The organism is Halomonas sp. DP4Y7-1, assembly GCF_019800705.1.
GTDB lineage: Bacteria > Pseudomonadota > Gammaproteobacteria > Pseudomonadales > Halomonadaceae > Halomonas > Halomonas litopenaei_A.
On the sequence record NZ_JAHVKS010000005.1, the window covers coordinates 104,592 to 125,177 of the forward strand.

Sequence of the window (20,586 nt, forward strand, 5' to 3'; positions counted from 1 at the left end):
ATGAAAGTGGTGATACATGGAAGTGAACTGTCAGCCGCCACCGCCGCCGCTGCCTTGTCCTGGGTGGGTCATGATGTCGTCTGGCGTCCTCTGGACCGCCGCTGGGACGAGCTGAAGGACAGCGGATGGCTCACTCGTGAGCCATCCGTGCTCGCGCACCTGACAGCGGCCATGGAGGCCGGGCACCTCAAGGTAGATCACGACGACCCGCTGCCTTACGCCGCCGTGGACGTCTTATGGCTTGCGCTGTCGCCCACCCAGCGTGATGAGGCGGCACGACTGGTCAAGGATGCGGCCGAGATGTTGGCCAACGGGGCGGTGATTATCAACAATGCTACCTTCCCGGTAGGCGATACCGAGCGTTTCGAAGCGCTGCTGCCCGATAAGGACGTCATGTCGGTGGCGTTGCCCGACACCCTTGAGGAAGGCCGCGCCTGGGACACCTTCACTCGGGCAAGAAGCTGGCTGCTGGGCTGCGACGATGATCGTGCAGAGCGTCAGGTCCGTGAACTGATGCGGGCGTTCAACCGTCGGCATGAGGTGTTCAAGCGCATGCCTCGGCGCGCCGCCGAGCTGACCAAGCTGGCCATCAACGGCATGTTGGCGACGCGGATCAGCTATATGAACGAGATGGCCGGACTGGCGGACACCCTTGGTGTCGACGTCGAGTACGTTCGCCAGGGCATGGGGGCAGACCCCCGTATTGGCTATGAGTATCTGTACCCGGGCTGCGGTTTTGGCGGTCCCAATTTCAGCCGCGATCTGGTGGGGCTGGCAGATGTACAGTCGGCCAGCGGTCGCCACTCTGAATTGCTCGATCAGGTCCTCGAGATCAACGAGCACAAGAAAGAGACGTTATTCCGCAAGCTGTGGACCCATTTTCAGGGTCGTCTGGAAGGCCGCCGTGTGGCGATCTGGGGCGCCGCCTTCAAGCCCGGCACGGCGAGGATCGATCACGCTCCCGTGCTGACGCTGCTGCGTGCCCTGTGGGCCCAGGGCGTACACGTGCATCTGCACGACCCGGCAGCGCTGCCGGAGGTGCAGGCAGCGGTGGGTGATCATCCGCTGCTGACACTGCACTATGGAGACCCCCTCGACGCCTGTCAGCAGGTAGATGCGCTGTTGCTGGTGACCGAGTGGAAGGCTTACTGGAACCCGGATTGGCAGCTCCTGCACCAGCGCCTGAACGAGAAGCTTATCCTCGACGGACGCAACATCTTTGACCCCGCGTATGTCGCGGGGCAGGGCTTCCACTACCGCGGCATCGGCAGGCGTGCAGACCCCGTCTGTTGAGTGTTCCTCAATCCTGAGCGTTGCGAGCGGCAAACGGCCAATTTATCAGAGGCCACAGCCGCTCCAGCGCCTCACTGTCGCCCAGGACGTCCAGTACCAAAAGGGGTTCACCCGCTGTCGTCATGGGCTCACCTGTCCCTGTGGTGGTGATGACAAGGGCATCGTCCTGACGCAGAACCCACACCCAAGCGGCGCTCTCTCCGGCCTTGCCCAATATCCTGATGCAGGCCTCCTTCATTCCCTCGACACTCCCGTACTGACGCTGAATCATCGTCGCCAGTGGCTCCACCAAAGGCTCCTGGCGCGGTGTCAGGCAGTGCCAGAACAGGGTCAGGTTCCACGCCTCCTGAGCGTGATGACGCACCTCTTCACTGGCCGCTCGCAGCCCGTCGTCAAGTGACAGCGCTGGTTGCCCTTGCACGGCCGCCCAGCGGTTGAGAACCCGCAGGTGATCGAGATGATCGCCCATGTAGCGGTGTTCGATCCAGCTCTTGGCAAGCCGAGGCTCCAATAGATGGCTGTCGTAGGGTAGTGCGGGTAATTCGAAGGACATGATAGCTCCTGAACAGGTCTTGCCACGGGGTCCGATAGCGGCGTCAATAGCATGTTGCCAGCAGAGAAGCGCGCAGCGCCGTGCGTAATGGTGGTAAAAAACCTTACACTATCAGCCAACTGTTGGCTGCCAGCGACGTGACGTACGGTTCTCGAATCGCTACAGGTTGTGTTCGCGCCAGCTCCTCATGCAGATCAGGAGACCCCTATGGCTCACCCCCCAGACATCGGACGCCCGGGCAGTATCGTGCCGGATCCGGGCGAAAGCGTGTCCGCTACCCGTTATCGGCAAGCACCAGCGCCCAGGCTGTGGCCTTTGTGGCTGCTGATGCTGCTGGTCGTAGGTGGCCTGGCGGCGGGTAGCTGGTGGCTGTGGCAGGAACGCCAGCGGCTTGATCAGGAATTGAGCCGTCTGCGCGGAGAACTCTCCAACGTTCACGCTCGCTTCGAGGCCGAACAAGGGGAGGGCGACCTGATAGCAGAGTTCGAGCGCCGCCTGGATGGGTTGGAGAGCGCCAATGAGACTCTCGACCAACGGCTAGGGGAAGGCCTTGCTGGAGTGGAGAACGCACTTGCCGAACAGGCACAGGCATCGCTGGACCGCCAGGAAGTGAACGCAGAAACTTTGCAGGATCTAGATGAGAGGCTGTCCACTCTCAGCGACACCCTGGCATCGACCCGCTCGTCACTGGCAGCGGTAGAACGGGCCGGCGACAGCGCCAGAGGTGCCCTCGAGGCGCGCATGGACAGGTTCGACGACGCCCGCGAGTCATTTGCTGGACGGCTGGCGTCCGTCACTACCCGGGTAGATGAAGTGGTCAGCCGACTGGATACTCGTCTCGGCGAGATGCTGCCACGGGTAGAAAGCGCTGAAAATCGCCTGTCCGAGGTGACGCGTGACGTTGAAGGCTTGCGCCAATCACGCCAAGATGTGGCCGAAGAGCAGCAGGCGCTGGAGGCCAGGATCGGACAGCGAATCGACGCCATGGAAGACAATATGGCGTCGCTGGCCGCCGATCTGCGCGACCTGCGCCAAGCTCAACTCGCCTTCAGCGCACAACTGGAAGCGCTGCGTTGATCCAGTACCCACGTCAGGAACGCTACAACATGATGGAACATCGTGCTCCCGCTCGCCGGAGACTGGGTGCTGTTGCCTTGGGACCGGGCCTGCTGCTGCTGGTGGCACTGCCGACGTTCGCCATGGATGCCGAGGTCCAGGGTATCGAAGGACGAATCGCTGACAACGTCGAGGTCTACCTCGAGGGGCTGGATGGCAGCCAGTACCGCGTCGAGCGCCTGCGCAACGAAGTGGCGCGCCTGACCCAGGAAGCCATGAGGGTGTACGGCTACTATGAGCCGTCCATCGAGATGCGCTTCGATCGTGATGAAGAGCCACAGGAAGTCTTCCTGACCATCGACAAGGGAGATCCGGTGCGCCTTGAGGTCATCGACTTCACGTTGGAAGGTGACGCGAAGGACGATGCGCCCTTCCAACTGGCGATCGACGCCTACCCGCAAGAGCTCGGCGACATCCTCGAGCATGCTCCCTATGACAGCCTCAAAAGCCGACTTCAGGGGCTGACCATCGAGCGCGGGTACTTCGACTGGCAGTTTACTGACGAACGTATGGAGATACGCCCCTGGGCGGATAGTGCACGCATTTACCTGGGCATGGACAGCGGCCCTCGCTATCGCTTCGGCAACGTCTACATCAAAGGCAGTCACATCATCGAAGATCGCCTGCGCAATCTGGTCCCCTTTGACTACGGTGATCCTTACCTGGCCAGCGATGTGGCTGAACTGAACAACCGACTGAGCTCGACCGAGTGGTTCGGCTCGCTGACGGTTCGCCCCCGGCTGGAGCGCCAGAAAGGCAGTCTTGCTCTACCGGAGCACGATGGCTGGTGGTACTCGGTCGATGTGAGCGAGATCCCGGCACCGTTCTCTGGTCCCCGGATTAGCCGTAAAGCCTTGGCCAGCGCACTTTCCCTCTATCCGCCTGCGCTACCCACAATGCCCGTGGATGTCACCGTTACCCCCGCTGATCGACATCAGTTTGAGGCGGGTATCGGCTTTGCCACGGATGTAGGGCCTCGGCTTCAGTTCTCCTGGGAGCAACCGTGGGTCAACCGCTACGGCCATAGCTGGGACAACCAGGTCTATCTGTCTGCACCCGACCAGCAGTTCAGCGGTACCTATCGCATTCCCCTGGAAGACCCCCTCAATGACAGCTATCGGCTGCAGTACGGTCTGCGTAACCAGGATATCGAGGATACCGAGAGTTTCGAGAGCACCGTGGACTTCGGGCGCCACTGGGTGTTTGAAAACGACTGGGAACAGACGATCTACGTGCGTACCACCTATGAGGACTTCACCCAGGGCGAGCAGTCCGATCAGGTGCTGCTGTTGTACCCCGGAGTGAAATGGTCCCGGGTGCGCACCCGCAATCCCCAGTTTCCGACCTGGGGTGACCGCCAGAACCTGGAGCTGCAGTATTCTCATGAGTCCTGGGGGTCGGACGCGGAATTCTTTCGCATGACCGGTGACACCGCGTGGATTCGCAAGCTGGGTGACGACAACCGCTTTATCGGCCGTCTGGGCGTAGGCGCGATCAACACCGATGATTTCGACAAGATCCCGCCATCACTGCGCTTCTTTACCGGTGGCGATACCAGCGTGCGTGGTTACAGCTACGAATCCCTGTCCCCGGAAGATGAGAACGGCGACCTGGAAGGCGGGCAGCACGAATTTACCGCAAGCGTCGAGGCCCAGCGCCGGATCACCGGCAAGTGGTGGGGTGCCACCTTTTTCGACATTGGCGATGCGTTTTCGGAGTGGTGGCCCAATGACCTCAAGAAGAGCGCTGGGGTGGGTGTGAGATGGATCTCTCCGGTGGGGCCGATACGTTTTGATATCGCGCATCCCTTCGATGACGAGGACGATAATTTCCGCCTGCACTTCGCCATCGGACCAGAATTTTAAGGCCAGCCGGCGCCAGCCCCCTGACAGGAGGGCGCCAGCCCCTGCAATGAGGCTTCAATGAGAAAAGGACGCGCCCTCTGGGCCTTGACACGATTATTGATCTGGCTGCCGTTCAGCCTGATAGGTCTGGTGCTGCTGATTGTCGGCCTGGTGCTGAGTCCGTGGGGGACACGGATGGCCCTGGATCAGGGCAGTCGCATGGGCGTGCTGGAGTATTCGTCGGTCCAGGGAGCGTTGCTCGACAGCTTTGATCTTGAGGGTTTTCGACTGGAAGCGGGCAGTGTACGGGTGAGCGTCGACTCCCTGTCCCTGGCGTGGGCGGAGGACTGCCTGCTCAATGGTCGGCTGTGTCTCGACCACTTGCGCGTGTCAGGCACCGATGTGCGCCTGGGCGAGAGTGATACGGTCGCCGAGCCTGAACCGGAGCCAGTGCCGTCCAACGAACCAGCGGCGCCGCTATCGTTGCCCTTTCCGGTCGAGATTCGCGAGCTGACGGTGAGCGACGTTGCGGTTCACCTGGCGGATGGGACGCAGCTGGCCTGGGAGAGCTTTACCACTGCGGCAGTGGCCGAAGGCGATACGCTGTCCGTCAGTCCCACGCGTCTGGCGGGTCTGCACCTGACGCTGCCATTGACGCCTGGGGCCATGCTGGCCCTCAGCGATGCGGAGCACGACGGTCCGAAGGTAAGCGCCGACGCCATTGATGCGGCGATCGCCGTTCGTTCTCCATTGCCTGGCAGCGCTGCGGCAGAGCTGGAGGGTGCCGCCTCCAAGGCCGATGACATTCCTCTGGATCAGCGTGAACGGCTTGTCCTGCCCGAGGTCACTCTGCCCCTGGCCATCGAAGTGCCGGAGCTGGTGGTGGAGGACACTACCATCGATGGCGCCTTTGACTACCAGGTAGAGCGATTGGACCTGAGCCTGCTGGCACGGGGACAGGACGTCACGATTGAGCCGCTGGCCGTGGCCACCCAGGACGCCGATGCAGAGCTCCAGGCCAAGGCTACGCTGAGCGGCGACTACCCGCTAGAGGTTCGCTTTGCCGCGGACCTGTTCCTGCCCGAGATTTTTCCTGCTCTTGATGGCGAGCGTGTCGAGCTTTCCGCCAATGGCAGTCTTGCCGAGCTGGAGCTCAATTTGACCACGACTGGCCCCGTCTCCACGCAGCTGGTCGCCCGCCTGGATGCCCTCGACCCGACGCTACCGTTCACCGCGGCCTTTTCCAGCCCTCGTCTGCAATGGCCGTTGCCGGGCATGCAGCCGGCCCAGGCGGACGCCGAAGGGGACGAGACCGAAGCCACCGATGTCGATCCTTGGGTCGCTGAGGATATCGATCTGTCCGTCGATGGCTCCCTGATAGGATATCAGCTGAAACTGGCTCTCGCGGCCGTGGGGCCTGATCTGCCGAGAACCACCCTGGCCGTCGATGGTCAGGGCGATCTGTCACACTTCTCCTGGGCACCGCTTGAACTTGCGCTGGAGGGAGCAGGGCAGCTGAGCACGCAGGGCAATGTCGACTGGTCGGATGGCGTAGCCGTGACCGCCACGGCCGCTCTGGACAACCTCAACCCTGAGCCTTTTGTCGAGGGGTTGAAGGGTAATCTGAGTGGCACCCTGGACGTCGCCTTCACCCAGCAGGACGAAGGTTGGGAAGTCGATGTTCCTGATATCGATATCCAGGGAACGCTGGATGATCGCCCCTTGTCCTTGGAGGCCGCGCTTGCCGGCAACAGTGCCATGCGCTGGGATATCGATCGCCTCGATTTCCGCCAAGGGGACAACCAGATTGAGGCCAAGGGCCAGGTCAGTGAAGCCCGCCTGAACGTGGATGCAGAGCTTGCCTTACCCGACATGGCCAGCCTGTATCCTGGGCTGGCGGGGCGTCTGTCTGGCAATATCCAGGCACGAGGCAGCCTTCGTTCACCACAGCTGGAGCTCGCCATCGAGGGTAGCGGTGTCGGCTATCAGGAAAACCGTGTTGGCGAGCTCGCCCTGGCCGGTCGTGTCCGCGGGCTCGATGACCCCCAGCTGGATGTGGGGCTGTCAGCACGCCAGGTAGACGCTGGTGGCCAGCGTTTCGAGGATATCGCCCTCGATCTGGATGGTCGCCTGTCCCAGCATCGACTGGAGCTCACCGTCGACGGCAGTGACGAAGGCCCGCTCAACCGCCTTGTGCTGGCCCTGGACGGTGCCATGAACGATGCCCGCGATCGCTATCGGGGGACACTGACGCCGCTGGAGATTACCTTGCCCCAGGGCGATATTGCATTGGATGGGCCTCTGGCCTTCGATGCCAATCTGGCCCAGGGCTCTGTGCGCACCGATCCTTTCTGCCTCGCCCGCCAACAAGGTGGGGCGATCTGTATCAGCGAACCGCTCAGCGCCTCGGCAGATGCCGGCAAGCTGACCCTCGACATCAACGAACTGCCCATGGACCTGGTCAATGAGGCGCTGCCCGAAGGCTGGGCCATCGATGGCGATACCGGTGCGCGTGTGGTGGCAGGGTGGTCAGCGGGCGGCAGCCGCTGGCAGGCAGATGCGCAGCTCGACAGTGAAGTCAGCGTGACCGGTGTGGATGCCTATGGTCAGCCCTGGTCGGTGCCTGCCACACGGCTGTCATTGAATGCTGACGCCAGCGACGCCCGCGTCGATCTCAATGTCGATCTTTCCCTGGCCCAGAGCGGTGACATCACTCTGGCCCTGACGATCGACGATCCCGTGGGTCGTGGTGGACTGGACGGCAACCTGTCGATAGACGGCATCAGCTTGTCACCGTATCGCCCCCTGGCAGCGGGACTGGATCAATTGGAAGGCACCTTGGCCGGCAACATTCGTATTGCGGGCAGCCGCGAGGCACCGGATCTCAGCGGGGAGCTGAGCTTGACGGGTCTCAAGGCTCACGGAGGAGACATCCCTGTCGCGGTGACGGATGGTCGCCTCAATATCGATCTGACCGGCGACAGCGCACGCATCTCTGGCTATGTCGATGGTGAAGAAGGGCGCCTCAACATCACCGGTAACGCCGCCTGGCCAGGCGGTAGCTGGGAAGCCAATGTGGCGCTGTCCGCGGTCCAGGACCCGTTGCTGGCCGCGATGCCTGCCTATGGCCGGCTCAAGCTGGCTCCTGACCTGACGATAACGGCGAACCCCACCCGCCTGCGTATTCGCGGTGAGGTGCGTATTCCCTGGGCCCGCCTCGACGTCGGCGAGGTGCCGCCGTCGGCAGTGTCCCCAAGCAGTGACGAGATCATCATCACTCGCGAAATGGACGAGCAGGCCAGAGAGGCCGAGCGTCAGGCCGAAGAAGACCCGGTGGGTGCCTCCACCGCCCAGGCCATGGCGGAAGCGGGTATGGCCATCGATATCCGTATCAGACTGCTGCTGGGTCCTGACGCCCGTTTAAGTGCCTATGGCTTGCAGACGGAGCTGGCCGGCGACCTGGAAGTGCGTCAGAACGCCGGCCCGCTGCAGCTGTTTGGGGATGTCAGCCTGGTCGATGGGCGCTTCCGGGCCTACGGCCAGGACCTGCAGATCCGCCAGGGTAAGGTGATCTTCGCCGGACCGCCTAGCGTGCCGACGCTGGACTTTGAGGCCATTCGCAATCCAGCCAGCACCGAGGACGGCGTGGTGGCAGGTCTCAAGGTGACAGGGACTGCCAGCCAGCCGGACCTCGAGATCTTCTCCGAACCCGCCATGGACGAGTCCCGTGCTCTGTCCTACGTGCTTCGCGGACGCGCCCCTGATGACAGCGGTGACGCCAGCGGTGCGCTGACCTCGGCACTGATCGGCTTGACCTTGGGTAAGACAGGTGGCGCCGTCGGCGCCATGGGTGAGGCCTTCGGCATCCAGGACCTGTCACTGGATACCTCTGGTAGTGGTGAAACCAGCCAGGTGGTCGTCAGTGGCCGCCTGACCGATCGTCTTGAGGTGGGCTATGGCGTGGGCATCTTCTCGCCCATCGCCGAACTGACGCTGACCTACCAGCTGTGGCGAAGCCTGTACCTGGAGGCGGTATCCGGTGCTGCCCAGGCGGTTGACCTGATCTACACCTGGAGCCTGCCGGGCAACCCGCCAGAACTGCAGTAAGCGCTGTGCAACAACCCAGCATAAGCCCCGACCAAGGTCGGGGCTTCTGTTGTTTCAGGTCAGGGACAGCTCCTGCAGATAACGTTCCAGTCGCTTGCCTAACCAGTAATCGGGGCGGTAGCCGTCTCCGGGCGCCATGAACCCCACATGCCCCCCTTGCTCCGCCAGCTCCATGGTGACCATGGGGGAGCGCTGCGGAAAACGATCGATCAGATCCGCTGGCATGAACGGATCATCCTTGGCGTGGAGCAGCAGCGTCGGCACTTGAATGCGATCCAGCACGGGACCGCTGGAGGCCCTGGTGTAGTAGTCCTCGGCATCACGAAAGCCGTGCAGCGGTGCCGTGATCAGGTCGTCATAGTCTCGCAGGCGCTTGAGCTTTCTTACTTGTTCCGCCGTCGCGACAAGGGGAAGCTCCCCGCGCTCCAGTCGAGGCAATACCTTGCGCTTCAGTGATCCGAGCAGATGGCGTTCGTAGACCCGCGAGAAGCCTTCACCTAATCGTTGTGCGCATGCGGCAAGGTCCAGCGGCGCGCTGATGACCAAGGCCGCATGAAGACCCAGTGCATCACACTCTGGTTCGGCCAATAGCCGCAGTAGCATGTTCCCGCCCAAGGAGACGCCGGCGACGACCTTGGGAGCCCCGGGAAAACGCCGAGACAGGCTATCCAGTAAAACCCGAGCATCCCCGGTGTCGCCGCTGTGATACGCCCTGGGCAGGCGGTTGGGTCGACTCCCACAGCCTCTGAAATGCATCAGCAGCGGGCGATAGCCCTGGTCTCTGGCCGCCGCCAGCAGATCGTGGGCATAGGGAGAGCCCATGCCTCCCTCAAGGCCATGGAACAGCACAAACAGAGGGGCCTGCACATCCGCCGGCTCAGGCGTCACCCATGCCAACTCAACTTCATCACCGTCCGGCAGCGTGAAGAATTCCTGGCGCCACTCAACCCGTTGCGGTCGCAGCAGGCGGGGTAACAGCGTCTGTACATGGGGGTTGGATAGCCATCGAGCGGCACGAAAACGAGAGGGTACCAGGCTTGCCGAGCCATCGGCGTTGATCGACGCAGGGTCGGCTGTGGGTTGGGGCAAAGGAATATCTCCAGTCAGCCAGCGGCGCTGCAGTGACCGCTGACATTCACGTCAAGGTGTCCTGTGGCTAAAGTCCTGGCAGTAACCCAACGATCATTTACCTGCCAGGAATCAGCAAGACTACATCAGGAAGGCTACATCAGAAGACTAGGGCACCAGCGCCCGTGCGCGCAGGACTTGCCACGCGGTATCGACCGCTGCACGTCGTGTCGTGAGATGTCGGTAGAGTCGAATATCAAAGCTCACGACCCAGCGCTCATCTCCTGCAGGTACCAACTCGCCACTCGCGAGGGCCTGGGACAAGCTGCGTTCTGGCAACCACCCTAGGCCATAGCCAAGGCTGACCAGTTCTCGGATATTGCCACTCTGGATGCTCTCGTTGAGCACTGTCAGGGTGGGGGAATCTCCCAGTCGATCAAGGTGGGCGCGTATCGCCGCATCGATCATGCCCCGTGGATGATAGGCGATCAATGGCAAGGAACGCCCCTTGCCAGACTCCTTGCCGATCCCTTTACCCGCGTCGTTGCCGCCTCCGAGAGCGAACCTGGGCTGGCCTCGGTCATCGGCAAGGCTGACGGGAATGAAACGTTCACGCCCGATGACGCAGTAGTCGGTATCCTCATTGGCCAGTTCCAGCGGGCTGCCCGTGGTCGGCCAGTAGCATAACGCCAGGTCGATTTCCCCGGAGGCCAAGCCCTGGAAGTAGTCACCCACCAGCCAGGCGGTGGCACGCAGATAAGGCTGTATGGGCGGTGGTTCGCGCCAGTGCTGAAGCCATTGTGGCAGGAATTGGGCAAGTAGGCTCTGGGGCGCACCGAGACGCAGCTGTCCTGCCTGCTCCTCCGCCATCTGTGCCAGTCTCTGACGAGTCTGGTCGACGCGACGGGTCACGTCGTGGCACATGCCGAGAAAGGCCTCTCCCGCGGGCGTCAGTGACAGCGGCAGGGTCTGGCGATTAATCAGCGTCGTGCCCATCTCCTCTTCCAGCAACTTGATGCGGCGAGAGAAGGTAGGTTGGGTCACATTTTGCTCTTCGGCGGCGCGAGAAAAGTGTCGCGTACGGGCCAAGGCGAGAAAATCTTCCAGCCAACGTATTTCCATGGAAGGGTCACCTGTCCAGCAATGCGACGATTGTGCCAGATAACGTCATGCCGGGCGTACCCGGCATGACGAAAACGGAGGTACTACGACTGCCACAGACGCCATAGCAAAAGGCGGGCATCACGTAAGACGACCTTCCTCGACACCATGGCAGGCCACTTGCCCGCCGTCATCCGTGGCGATCAACGTCGGGATTTCCCGACGGCAGCGATCATTGGCATGGGGACAGCGGCCATGGAACACGCAACCCGACGGCAGATTGACCGGCGTCGGCACTTCCCCCTGCAGCCGCAGGTGCTGGGGTCGGTCGTCTTCCAGTCGTGGAATCGCCGACATCAGGGCCTGGGTGTAGGGGTGACGTGGGCGAGCAAACAGCGTCGCCGTAGGTGCTACCTCACAGACTCGGCCCAGATACATCACGGCTACCCGAGTGCCGAAATGTTCCACCACTGCCAGGTCGTGGGTAATGAACAGATAGGTGAGATGATGCTCGCGCTGTGCCTCCATCAGCAGATTGAGCACCTGAGCCTGGATCGATACATCCAGCGCGGAGATCGGCTCATCGGCAACGATGAACTCAGGATCCACCGCCAGTGCCCGAGCAATGGCAATACGCTGTCGCTGGCCTCCGGAAAACTCATGCCCATAACGGGAACCCCAATCCGGGGCGATGCCGACCGATGACATGACCTCGTGGACCTTCTCGACCACCTGAGCCGGCTTCCAGTCGGGATGATGCAGGCGGATGGGTTCTTCCAAGGTCTGCTGAATGGTCATGCGCGGGTTCAGCGAGGCGTAGGGGTTCTGGAAGATCATCTGCATGCGCTGGCGGTAGGGCAGCAGTGCCTTGCTATCCAGATGGTCGATACGCTCTCCGGCGTAGCGAATCTCACCGGCGCTGGGTGTCAGCAGTCCCATGACCGTGCGTGCCACGGTGGACTTGCCGCAGCCCGACTCGCCGACCACGCACAGGGACTCACCGCGGCGAATATCGAGGTCAACGCCGTTGATGGCATGCACGTGATGCTGTTCACGCACAATACGCCCTCGCCGGAACTTGAGCTGTTCAAGAAAGTCACCGGACAGCGAGAAACGCTTCTCCAGCCCCCGGATCTCGAGCAGGCTATCACCGCCTGGGGCGGGTTCACGCTGAGTCGACGCATCCTGGTGCATCGGCGCCATGGCGGCTTGAGTCGTCTGGCTCATGAGTTTTCCTCCCTGACCTCGATGCGCTCGGCATCCTGCATCTCGGCCACCATGTGGCAGGCCACCTGACAGTTGCCGGAGCTGACGAAGGCCGGTACCTCAGTCTTGCAGCGACTGCGCTCGCTGCCGTCCTGACGTGTTGCAAAGTCACAGCGTGGATGAAACGGGCAGCCGCTCGGCAGCTGGCTCAACGACGGCATGCTGCCGCGAATCTGGTTGAGCCGTTCTCCCGGCGTCGCCATTTGCGGCAAGGCATTGATCAGACCCTGGGTGTAGGGATGCTGGGGGTCGTTGATGATTTCTCGGGTCGGGCCTTGCTCAATGACACGACCGGCATACATGACCAGCATGCGCTGCGTGACCTGGCTGACCACCCCCAGATCATGAGTAATCAGGATCAGGCCGACGTTATGCTTTTCGCAAAGCTCGAGCAGCAGCGCCATGATCTCAGCCTGGATCGTGACATCCAGTGCCGTCGTCGGCTCATCCGCGATGATGATGTCCGGGTCCAGCAGCAGGGCGATGGCAATAATGATGCGCTGACGCATGCCCCCAGACAGTTCGTGGGGATATTGATCCAGCCGTTTCTCTGGAGAAGGGATCTGTACCTGTTCGAGCTTGCGCAGGGAAATGGCGCGAGCCTCGCGGCTGGAGATACGGCGGTGAGCCTTCAAGCACTCCACCATCTGCTCGCCGATCGACAGCACCGGGTTGAGGGTCATCATCGGATCCTGAAAGATCATCGAGATCCGGTGGCCACGAACCTTGCGTAGCTGGCGGTCACTGAGTCCCGTCAGCTCGAGCCCGTCAAAGGTGATGCTGCCCCCCGCAATGTAGCCGGGCTTGGCAATCAGGTTCAGTAGGCTGAAGGCGGCAACGGACTTGCCAGCACCTGATTCCCCCACGATGCCCAGGCGTTCACCACGGTCCAGGCTGAAGCAGACGTCCCGCAGCGCCTTGACGTCGCCCTGACGAAGGGCGAAGCGCACGTCGAGATGATTGACGTCGAGTAGTGCCATGGTTGTCCTCCTAGCCCTTGTACAGTCGTGGATTGAGCACGTCACGCAGCCAATCGCCGAGCAGGTTGATGACCAGCACCAGCACCACAAGTACCAGGCCGGGGATCAGGGTGATCCACCAGGATCCCGACTGGATGTAATCGAAACCGGACTTGATCAGCGAGCCAAGGGAAGGCTGCGTCTCGGGCATGCCAAGCCCAAGAAAGGACAGCGCAGCTTCGGAGATGATGGCATTGGCCACCTGGACCGTTGAGATGACAAAGATCGGTGACAGGGTGTTGGGCAGGATATGGCGGAACATGATGCGTCGACTGCGCAAGCCCATGACCCGCGCTGCATCCACATATTCCTTGGACTTCTCCGCCAGCACCGAGGCACGCACGGTACGCGCATATTGTGGCCATTCCGCGAGGCCGATGATCAGCACCAGCAGCCACATGGCGTAGTCCGAGTAGGTGGCACCGCCAAAGATCGCCTTGAACAAGGCGCCAACCACGATGGCCACCATCAGCGTGGAGAAGGACAGCTGAATATCCGCCAGGCGCATCAGGAAGGCGTCGACGCGCCCGCCCAGATAGCCGGCCAATAGCCCGAAGCACACGCCCAGGGCTGCCTGCAAGGCCACCGCACCGAAACCAATGACCAGCGATACCCGCATGCCATAGAGAATGGTGGACAGCATGTCGCGGCCCTGGGAGTCGGTACCCATCAGATACTGGGGGTCGGCCCCATCGATCCAGAAGGGCGGTAGTTCTGAGGCCAGAATATCGATCTGGGCCAGGTCATAGGGGTTGGCCGGGGCCAGCCATGGAGCCAGCAGGGCGGCGAGGACCATGACGACGAACACCAGCAGGCTGACCTGGGCGATCACATCGCGTTTGAAACTGTACAAGAGGTAGGAGTCGCGAAACCGCTCCCACCGAGTGCTGGTCGCAGTGCTGTGGGTGCTCATGCGGGCTTACCTGTCAGCTTGACGGTGGGGTTGACCAGGCCGTAGACCAGATCGACCAGAGTATTGGTGATCACGAAGATCAGGCCGACGATCATCAGGTAGGTCACGATCAATGGGATGTCCGAGCGCTCGATGGCATCGAGGAACATCAGGCCCATGCCGGGCCACTGGAACACCGTCTCGGTCAGAATGGTGTAGGCCACCAAGGTACCGATCTGCACGCCACCAACGGTGATGACCGGCAGCATGGTGTTCTTGAGCGCATGCAGGAAGTAGATGCGACGCATCGAGATTCCCTTGGCACGGGCGAACTTGACGTACTCGGACTGCAGCACTTCCAGCATTTCCGCACGAATCAGGCGAATGAACAGCGGCAGCATGATCGACGCCAGGGAAATCGCCGGCAGCACCAGGTAGGTCAGGCCTTCCAGGGAAGCGAAGTTGGTGCTCCAGGTACCGAACACATGGACAGGATCACCACGTCCATAGGCCGGCATCCCGCCTTCGGTAGACACTAGCCCGTTAAGCCAGGCGCCCCAGCCAGTGTCGGCCGGAAAGGGGGTGAAACTGACGCCAATGGCAAATAGTTGAATAAGCACGATCGCGGTGAGAAACACCGGGATGGAGATACCGATGATCGACACCCCCATAAAGAACCGGGACAGCCAGGCGCGAGGCTTGATGGCGCTGTAGACCCCAATGGGAACCGACAGGGCGATGATCAACAGGGTGGCGGCGAAGACCAGCTCAAGCGTGGCTGGAAGGTGGCGTAGGATCACCTCGGTGGTCGGCTCGTTATAGACGTAGGAATAGCCGAAATCAAACTGGGTGGCATTGGCAGCAAAACGCAGATATTGCACGAAAAACGGATCGTTGAGGCCCAGTTCCTCACGCAGCGCTTCACGCTCGCTCTCGGGTACCGATTGTCCGACCATCTGCTGGATCGGGTCACCCAGATTGTCTTGAATGGCGAAGGCAATCACGCTGATGACGAACATCACCAGCAGCGCATGAAAAAGGCGCTTGATCAAAAATGCGATCATTTGGCGTTACCAGGGTACAGGCCCTCAGCTCCGCGAGGTTGTCACGAAGCTGAGCGCACTGAATGGGAGCGAAGGGCACCAGGGTGCGGTGCCCGTAGGCTTACTCTTCGTTGATGACCAGGTCACCCAGATAGGGGAAGTTCAGCACGTTGACCACCGGCTCGATGTCGACATTGGCGGCCGAGGCCCAGGCCAGGTCCTGCCAGTGCAGGGGAATGAAGGCGGCATCGTCGTACAACCCCTGCTCCAGCTGTTGCAGCATCTCGCCACGCTTCTCGAGATCCAGCTCCAGGTTGGCGTCGACCATGAGCTGATCGAGTTCCGGGTTGCAGTAGTTGCCCGCATTGTACTGACCCGCCCCGGTGTCGGCGTTGGGGCATTCGGTCAGGTACTGGTGGAAGTTGGCGGAATCCTCGGTATCCGAGTGCCAGCCAATCATCATCATGTCGGCGGCGCGGTCGTCGTACTCTCCCCAGTACTGGGCTTTGGGCAGGGTCTTGAGGTCCACAGTGACGTTGATGCGAGCCAGCATGGCGGCAACCGCCTGGGCGATCTTGGCATCGTTCACGTAGCGGTTGTTGGGCGCCATCATGGTGATGGAGAAACCGTCCTCATAGCCTGCTTCGGCCATCAGCTCCTTGGCCCGGTCCAGATCGAAGCGCGGCTCGAGCTCCGGGTTGTGGCCGGAATAGCCGTCAGGCGAGAACTGAGCAGCCGGGGTGGCAAAGCCTTTCATCAGGCGATCGGCAATGCCTTCCTGGTTGATCGCGTAGACGAAGGCCTGGCGCACGCGGGGGTCCTGGAACGCCTCGACTCGGTCCTGGTTCATGTGGAACAGGATGATGCGAGTGCCGGACATGGTCACCAGGTTGGTGTCTTCGTCACTCTCGATGCGCTCGAGATCGTTGGGCGGCACCGGAGCGATGAAGTCGACATCGCCGGACAGCAGGGCGGCCACACGGGTGGCATTCTCGCTGATCGGTGTCAACGTGATGTTATCGACGTTACCCGGAGACTCGCTGTCCCAGTAGTCATCAAAGCGCTCGAAGTCGACCCTGACCCCCTGCTGGCGGTTGGTCACCTGGAATGGGCCGGTACCCGACACATTACGCGAGGCATAGGAGTTACCGTTCTTGACGATCTCATCCTTGGCCTTGCCGTCCTCTGTCTCACCAGAATAGAACTGGCTATCCATCGGGAAGATATAGGTCGCCATGTTGAGGAGCAGCGGGTTGGGCCGCTTGGAGACAATCTCGACGGTATGATCGTCAATGACATTGACGGTTTCGATGGGCTCGAAGATGGCCTTGAAATCGCCGCTTTGCTTCAGGCGATCAACGGTCCAGGCGACGTCTTCCGCGGTGAATGGGTTACCGGAGTGGAAAGTGACGCCTTCGCGCAGGGTGATGCGCATGGTGGTGTCGTCGATCTGTTCCCAGTCGGTCGCCAGGCGAGGCTCGAACTCGAAGTCCTTGGTCCAGCGCACCAGCGGGTCAAAGACCATGTGTGACAGCTGCAGGATACCGCCAGACAGCTGCTCGTGGATGTCCAATGACACCGGATCGGCGTCATAGGCCATACGCAGGGTAGTCTCAGCGACTGCCGCCTGAGGCAGGGCAGCCGTCAACATGGCCGCGCCCAGAGCGCTGGCCAGAAGGGTCTTCTTGAACATGGAAGGTGGTCCTGCTTGTTATTGAGGTTGTTGTAATGGCTAGTCGGACGCTTGGCGCAATTGGCACATGCCGCCTAGTCAATGTCCACCAACAACATAGTGAGATGTGCCGTTTAAACACAATCGAAATTCTGATAACCCCCATGCGAGGATTGAATAGAACACGATGCATGTCATGCAGGCAGGAAGGGGGAAGGGCCACGGCAGCCGCGCAGGGTCCGCTTATAGTGCCTTGTGGTTCACCCGCTGGGTCTGCGCGTCATCCCGGAAACCGAAGATCCTGTGGACGGGCTGCCCGCTGAACAATGCCCGCTGAACGATGCCCACTGAACGATGCCCGCTGAGAGAGAGCGCTAGTCATGGGTGAGCCGCCTATGGACCTGCTATCAGTAGTTGCACTCGTCGCAGTTCGTCTTTCGCAGTTCGTCTTTCGCGGTTCTCCTGGCAGCACCACCTTCCACAGCGAATCCATACTGATGACGCGCGAGAACCCCCCCGCTCGGCGAAGGCCAGGCGGGGTAATGCACCAAGCTGACGACATCGTCGCTGGTCGGAGGGGTGATCAATCCTGCGACGGGGTGACGCGATCGATCCGATAGAGTTGGGCAACCTGATCGAGGCCGTGGACACTGCACTCCAGGTCCGTCACCCGGCCGTCGCTGAGGCCATAGACCCAGCCGTGGACCGACAGCTGCTGTCCGCGCTGCCAGGCACGCTGAATGATCTTGGTGCGGCAGAGCGTCTTGACCTGCGACTGGACGTTCAATTCACACATACGGTCGACCTGCTCATCCAGCGGCAGCTGCTCGAGCTGAGGGCGGTGCATGCTGTACAGCTCACGTACGCTGTGCAGCCAGTTGTCTACCATGCCATTCTCGCCACCGGTCACCGCCGCACGCACGCCGCCGCAGTTGTAATGACCCACGATCATGATGTGACGTACCTTCAGCACGTCGACGGCAAATTGCACGACCGACAGAGCATTCATGTCGTTGTGATAGAGCAGGTTGGCAACGTTACGGTGGACGAACACCTCACCCGGAGGGAGATCGATGATCTGGTTGGCCGGCACGCGGCTATCCGAACAGCCAATCCACAGGTACTCGGGGCTTTGCTGCTGGGCCAGACGAGAAAAGAAGTCGGGGTCATCCTGGCAGACCTTGTCAGCCCAAGCCCGGTTTCTTTCAAGGAGGTTGTCGATATCACTCATGTTCTTTCCCCGTCTGTGCGAATGGTGACTAAAGTGGTGCATGTTTTTACCCCCGTCGGCCAAGGTGGTCAAGCACCCTCCCGGGGTAAGCGTACCGCTGGTATCATGGCAGCCTGCCGCCGCGAGCGGACCATCTGTCCTCTCCGGTGTCCTCAACCTGGCTATTCGTAGGCGAGGACGTTGGAGCGAGCTGACGAGAATCGGATTTCAGGAGACGCAAGTGTCACAATACGACTACGACCTCTTTGTCATTGGTGCCGGCTCTGGCGGTGTACGCGCGGCGCGCACCGCAGCAGCAACAGGAGCCAAGGTGGCCGTCGCTGAAGATCGCTACCTGGGTGGCACCTGCGTCAACGTAGGCTGCGTACCGAAGAAGCTGTATTCCTACGCCGCCCATTTTCATGAGGCCTTCGATGATGCAAGGGGCTTCGGCTGGGAGCTCAATGAAGCCCCCAGTTTCGACTGGAACACGCTTCGCGACAACAAGATCGGGGAGATAAAGCGTCTCAACGGTATCTACGGCAAGCTGCTCGACAACGCAGGTGTGCGCCTGATCAATGGCCGCGCCAAGGTGGTCGACGAGCATCGTGTCGAGGTCGCAGGTGAAACCATCAGCGCCGAGAAGATTCTTGTGGCGGTGGGTGGCTGGCCATGGGTGCCGCCGTTCCCGGGCAGTGAGTTGGCCATGAACTCCAACCAGATCTTCGACCTGGACCACTTCCCTAAGCGTTTTCTGGTCCTCGGTGGTGGCTACATCGCCGTCGAGTTTGCTAGCATCTTCAACGGCCTGGGCGCGGATGCCCATCTGGTGTATCGGGGGGAGCTGTTCCTGCGCGGCTTTGACCAGGAGGTCCGCGAATTCACTCGGGACGAGATGGCCAAGAAGGGCGTTAACCTTCACTTCAACACCAACATCGAGTCTCTCGAGAAGGTCGAGGGCGGCATCAAGGCTACCCTGACCAACGGCGATGTACTGGAAGTGGATGCGGTGCTGTCGGCCACCGGTCGTAAGCCTCACCTGGAAGGCCTGGGACTGGACCGTCTTGATATCGCCCTCAACGAGAATGGCTCGATCCAGGTCAACGATCGCTTTGAGACGTCGGTGCCGTCCATTCTGGCGCTAGGCGACGTCACCGGCGGGCCGGAGCTCACCCCGGTGGCCCTGGCCGAGGCCATGCACCTGGTCGCTCACCACTATGGGGATGCGCCCAAGGCACCGATGAACTACGAGAACATCGCGACAGCGGTGTTCTGTCACCCGAATATTGGCACCGTCGGCTTGTCCGAAGAAAAGGCACGTGAGGTATACGGCGATATTCGTGTCTACACAGCCGACTTCCGTCCGATGAAGCACACCCTGTCCGGTAGCGATGAGCGCTGTCTGATGAAGCTGATCGTCGATGACAAAAGCGACGTGGTGGTGGGCGCCCATATGGTCGGCGAAGAGGCTGGTGAAGTCATTCAGGGCATCGCCATCGCCGTGCGTGCCGGACTGACCAAGGCCCAGTTCGATGCCACCGTTGGCATTCACCCCACCGGCGCAGAAGAGTTCGTGACCATGCGGACTCCCACCCGCACTTGAGGCATCGACTGTAGCGGCAACGCGGACAGCACTGGCTCACCTCTATAAGGCACCTTCGGGTGCCTTTTTTGTTCGATGCTTTGTAGGGATACGGCCTGTGTATGCGGGGAGGGAGGGCACTTCAGATAGGTCTTCGAGTTGAAGTCGGACACTAGGCCTAGGCCATTACCTTGATAACAGGAGATCTCGCGATGAAGCGTAATCGACATACTGAAAAGTAGGTCATCACCATCCTCAAGGCCCATGAACGCAGCATCGCGGTGGCCGAGCCGGCTCGGCAGAATGGTGTCACCGAACAGTCCAGCTATCGCTGCCCGCGTCGATTATCTACGGTAACGGCCTCGAACTGACCAGCAAGCAGCTCGGGAGGGGGGGCTTTTAGCAATCCCAGTTTGTTTACCCGAGCGGTTGATAACTGGTGAAGGCCCGGATGCTGATTACGGAACAGGGAATGCAGTCCCACCAGGGGAAACAATGAAGTCGGGTGCATCACTATTGTCTGCGGGTTTTGCTCTATTTGAACCGCCGCAATTACACCCACTCCTCCCACTCAACCCCAACGGATCCACCCAGCCCGTCGGCTCGGGGGCGTAGACGTAGAGGTTATCACCTCCCGCCAGGCCGATGGGGTCCTGGGTGGTGAAGCGGCCTATCTCTGGATCATAGTACCGATGGCGGTTGTAGTGCAGCCCGGTTTCTTCGTCGTGATACTGCCCCTGGAAGCGGAAGGGGTTGTCGGTTTGGGCTTTATTGCCCTGGCCGTCGCTGGTGTGACGCAGTTTGCCCCAGTCGGTGGCCG

At 61.1% G+C, this 20,586-nt stretch carries 15 protein-coding genes; 5 read left to right on the forward strand and 10 right to left on the reverse strand.

Features of this window, described 5'->3' with window-relative positions:
• On the forward strand, positions 1–1,293 hold the full coding sequence (locus KUV72_RS11310; protein ID WP_222238442.1) for a nucleotide sugar dehydrogenase: 1,293 nt from the start codon (positions 1–3) through the stop codon (positions 1,291–1,293).
• A gap of 7 nt (positions 1,294–1,300) precedes the next feature.
• On the opposite strand, the gene KUV72_RS11315 is transcribed toward KUV72_RS11310, so the two are convergent.
• On the reverse strand, positions 1,301–1,846 hold the full coding sequence (locus KUV72_RS11315) for a Fe-Mn family superoxide dismutase (RefSeq protein WP_222238444.1): 546 nt from the start codon (positions 1,844–1,846) through the stop codon (positions 1,301–1,303).
• Between the two features lie 207 nt (positions 1,847–2,053).
• On the opposite strand from KUV72_RS11315, the gene KUV72_RS11320 reads away from it, so the two are divergent.
• From KUV72_RS11320 to KUV72_RS11330, 3 genes are all read left to right on the forward strand, one after another.
• Complete coding sequence (locus tag KUV72_RS11320; RefSeq protein ID WP_222238446.1) at positions 2,054–2,923, forward strand: hypothetical protein; 870 nt, start codon at positions 2,054–2,056, stop codon at positions 2,921–2,923.
• A gap of 29 nt (positions 2,924–2,952) precedes the next feature.
• Positions 2,953–4,827 (forward strand): autotransporter assembly complex family protein, encoded by a 1,875-nt coding sequence (locus KUV72_RS11325; protein WP_315857885.1) that lies wholly within the window; start codon positions 2,953–2,955, stop codon positions 4,825–4,827.
• Positions 4,828–4,911: 84 nt separating this feature from the next.
• The gene (locus KUV72_RS11330) at positions 4,912–8,913 is read left to right on the forward strand and encodes a translocation/assembly module TamB domain-containing protein (protein WP_261317463.1); all 4,002 of its coding nucleotides are present in this window, start codon (positions 4,912–4,914) and stop codon (positions 8,911–8,913) included.
• 54 nt (positions 8,914–8,967) lie between these two features.
• Here KUV72_RS11330 and KUV72_RS11335 read toward each other — a convergent pair whose 3' ends face one another.
• From KUV72_RS11335 to can, 8 genes are all read right to left on the reverse strand, one after another.
• Entirely contained in the window at positions 8,968–10,002 is a 1,035-nt protein-coding gene (locus KUV72_RS11335) for a hydrolase (protein ID WP_261317464.1), read from the reverse strand.
• A gap of 147 nt (positions 10,003–10,149) precedes the next feature.
• The gene (locus KUV72_RS11340) at positions 10,150–11,103 is read right to left on the reverse strand and encodes a LysR family transcriptional regulator (protein WP_206938692.1); all 954 of its coding nucleotides are present in this window, start codon (positions 11,101–11,103) and stop codon (positions 10,150–10,152) included.
• A gap of 120 nt (positions 11,104–11,223) precedes the next feature.
• Positions 11,224–12,285: an ABC transporter ATP-binding protein gene (locus KUV72_RS11345; RefSeq protein WP_206939265.1), complete on the reverse strand. Its 1,062-nt coding sequence runs from the start codon at positions 12,283–12,285 to the stop codon at positions 11,224–11,226.
• A gap of 20 nt (positions 12,286–12,305) precedes the next feature.
• The gene (locus tag KUV72_RS11350; protein ID WP_206938694.1) at positions 12,306–13,328 is read right to left on the reverse strand and encodes an ABC transporter ATP-binding protein; all 1,023 of its coding nucleotides are present in this window, start codon (positions 13,326–13,328) and stop codon (positions 12,306–12,308) included.
• Between the two features lie 10 nt (positions 13,329–13,338).
• Complete coding sequence (locus tag KUV72_RS11355; RefSeq protein WP_206938697.1) at positions 13,339–14,280, reverse strand: ABC transporter permease; 942 nt, start codon at positions 14,278–14,280, stop codon at positions 13,339–13,341.
• On the reverse strand, positions 14,277–15,323 hold the full coding sequence (locus KUV72_RS11360) for an ABC transporter permease (protein ID WP_206938698.1): 1,047 nt from the start codon (positions 15,321–15,323) through the stop codon (positions 14,277–14,279). The genes KUV72_RS11355 and KUV72_RS11360 overlap by 4 nt, the downstream gene beginning before the upstream one ends.
• A 100-nt stretch (positions 15,324–15,423) precedes the next feature.
• A complete protein-coding gene (locus tag KUV72_RS11365; RefSeq protein WP_206938699.1) occupies positions 15,424–16,995 on the reverse strand; it encodes an ABC transporter substrate-binding protein in 1,572 nt (523 codons plus the stop codon).
• A 562-nt stretch (positions 16,996–17,557) separates the two neighbouring features.
• Positions 17,558–18,205, reverse strand: coding sequence for a carbonate dehydratase (gene can / locus KUV72_RS11370; RefSeq protein WP_206938703.1), 648 nt, complete (start codon positions 18,203–18,205; stop codon positions 17,558–17,560).
• 220 nt (positions 18,206–18,425) lie between these two features.
• On the opposite strand from can, the gene gorA reads away from it, so the two are divergent.
• Positions 18,426–19,787, forward strand: a complete 1,362-nt coding sequence (gene gorA / locus KUV72_RS11375) for a glutathione-disulfide reductase (protein ID WP_222238448.1) — start codon at positions 18,426–18,428, stop codon at positions 19,785–19,787.
• A gap of 437 nt (positions 19,788–20,224) precedes the next feature.
• Here gorA and KUV72_RS11380 read toward each other — a convergent pair whose 3' ends face one another.
• Positions 20,225–20,566, reverse strand: coding sequence for an RHS repeat-associated core domain-containing protein (locus KUV72_RS11380; RefSeq protein WP_222238608.1), 342 nt, complete (start codon positions 20,564–20,566; stop codon positions 20,225–20,227).
• Between the last annotated feature and the right edge of the window lie 20 nt (positions 20,567–20,586).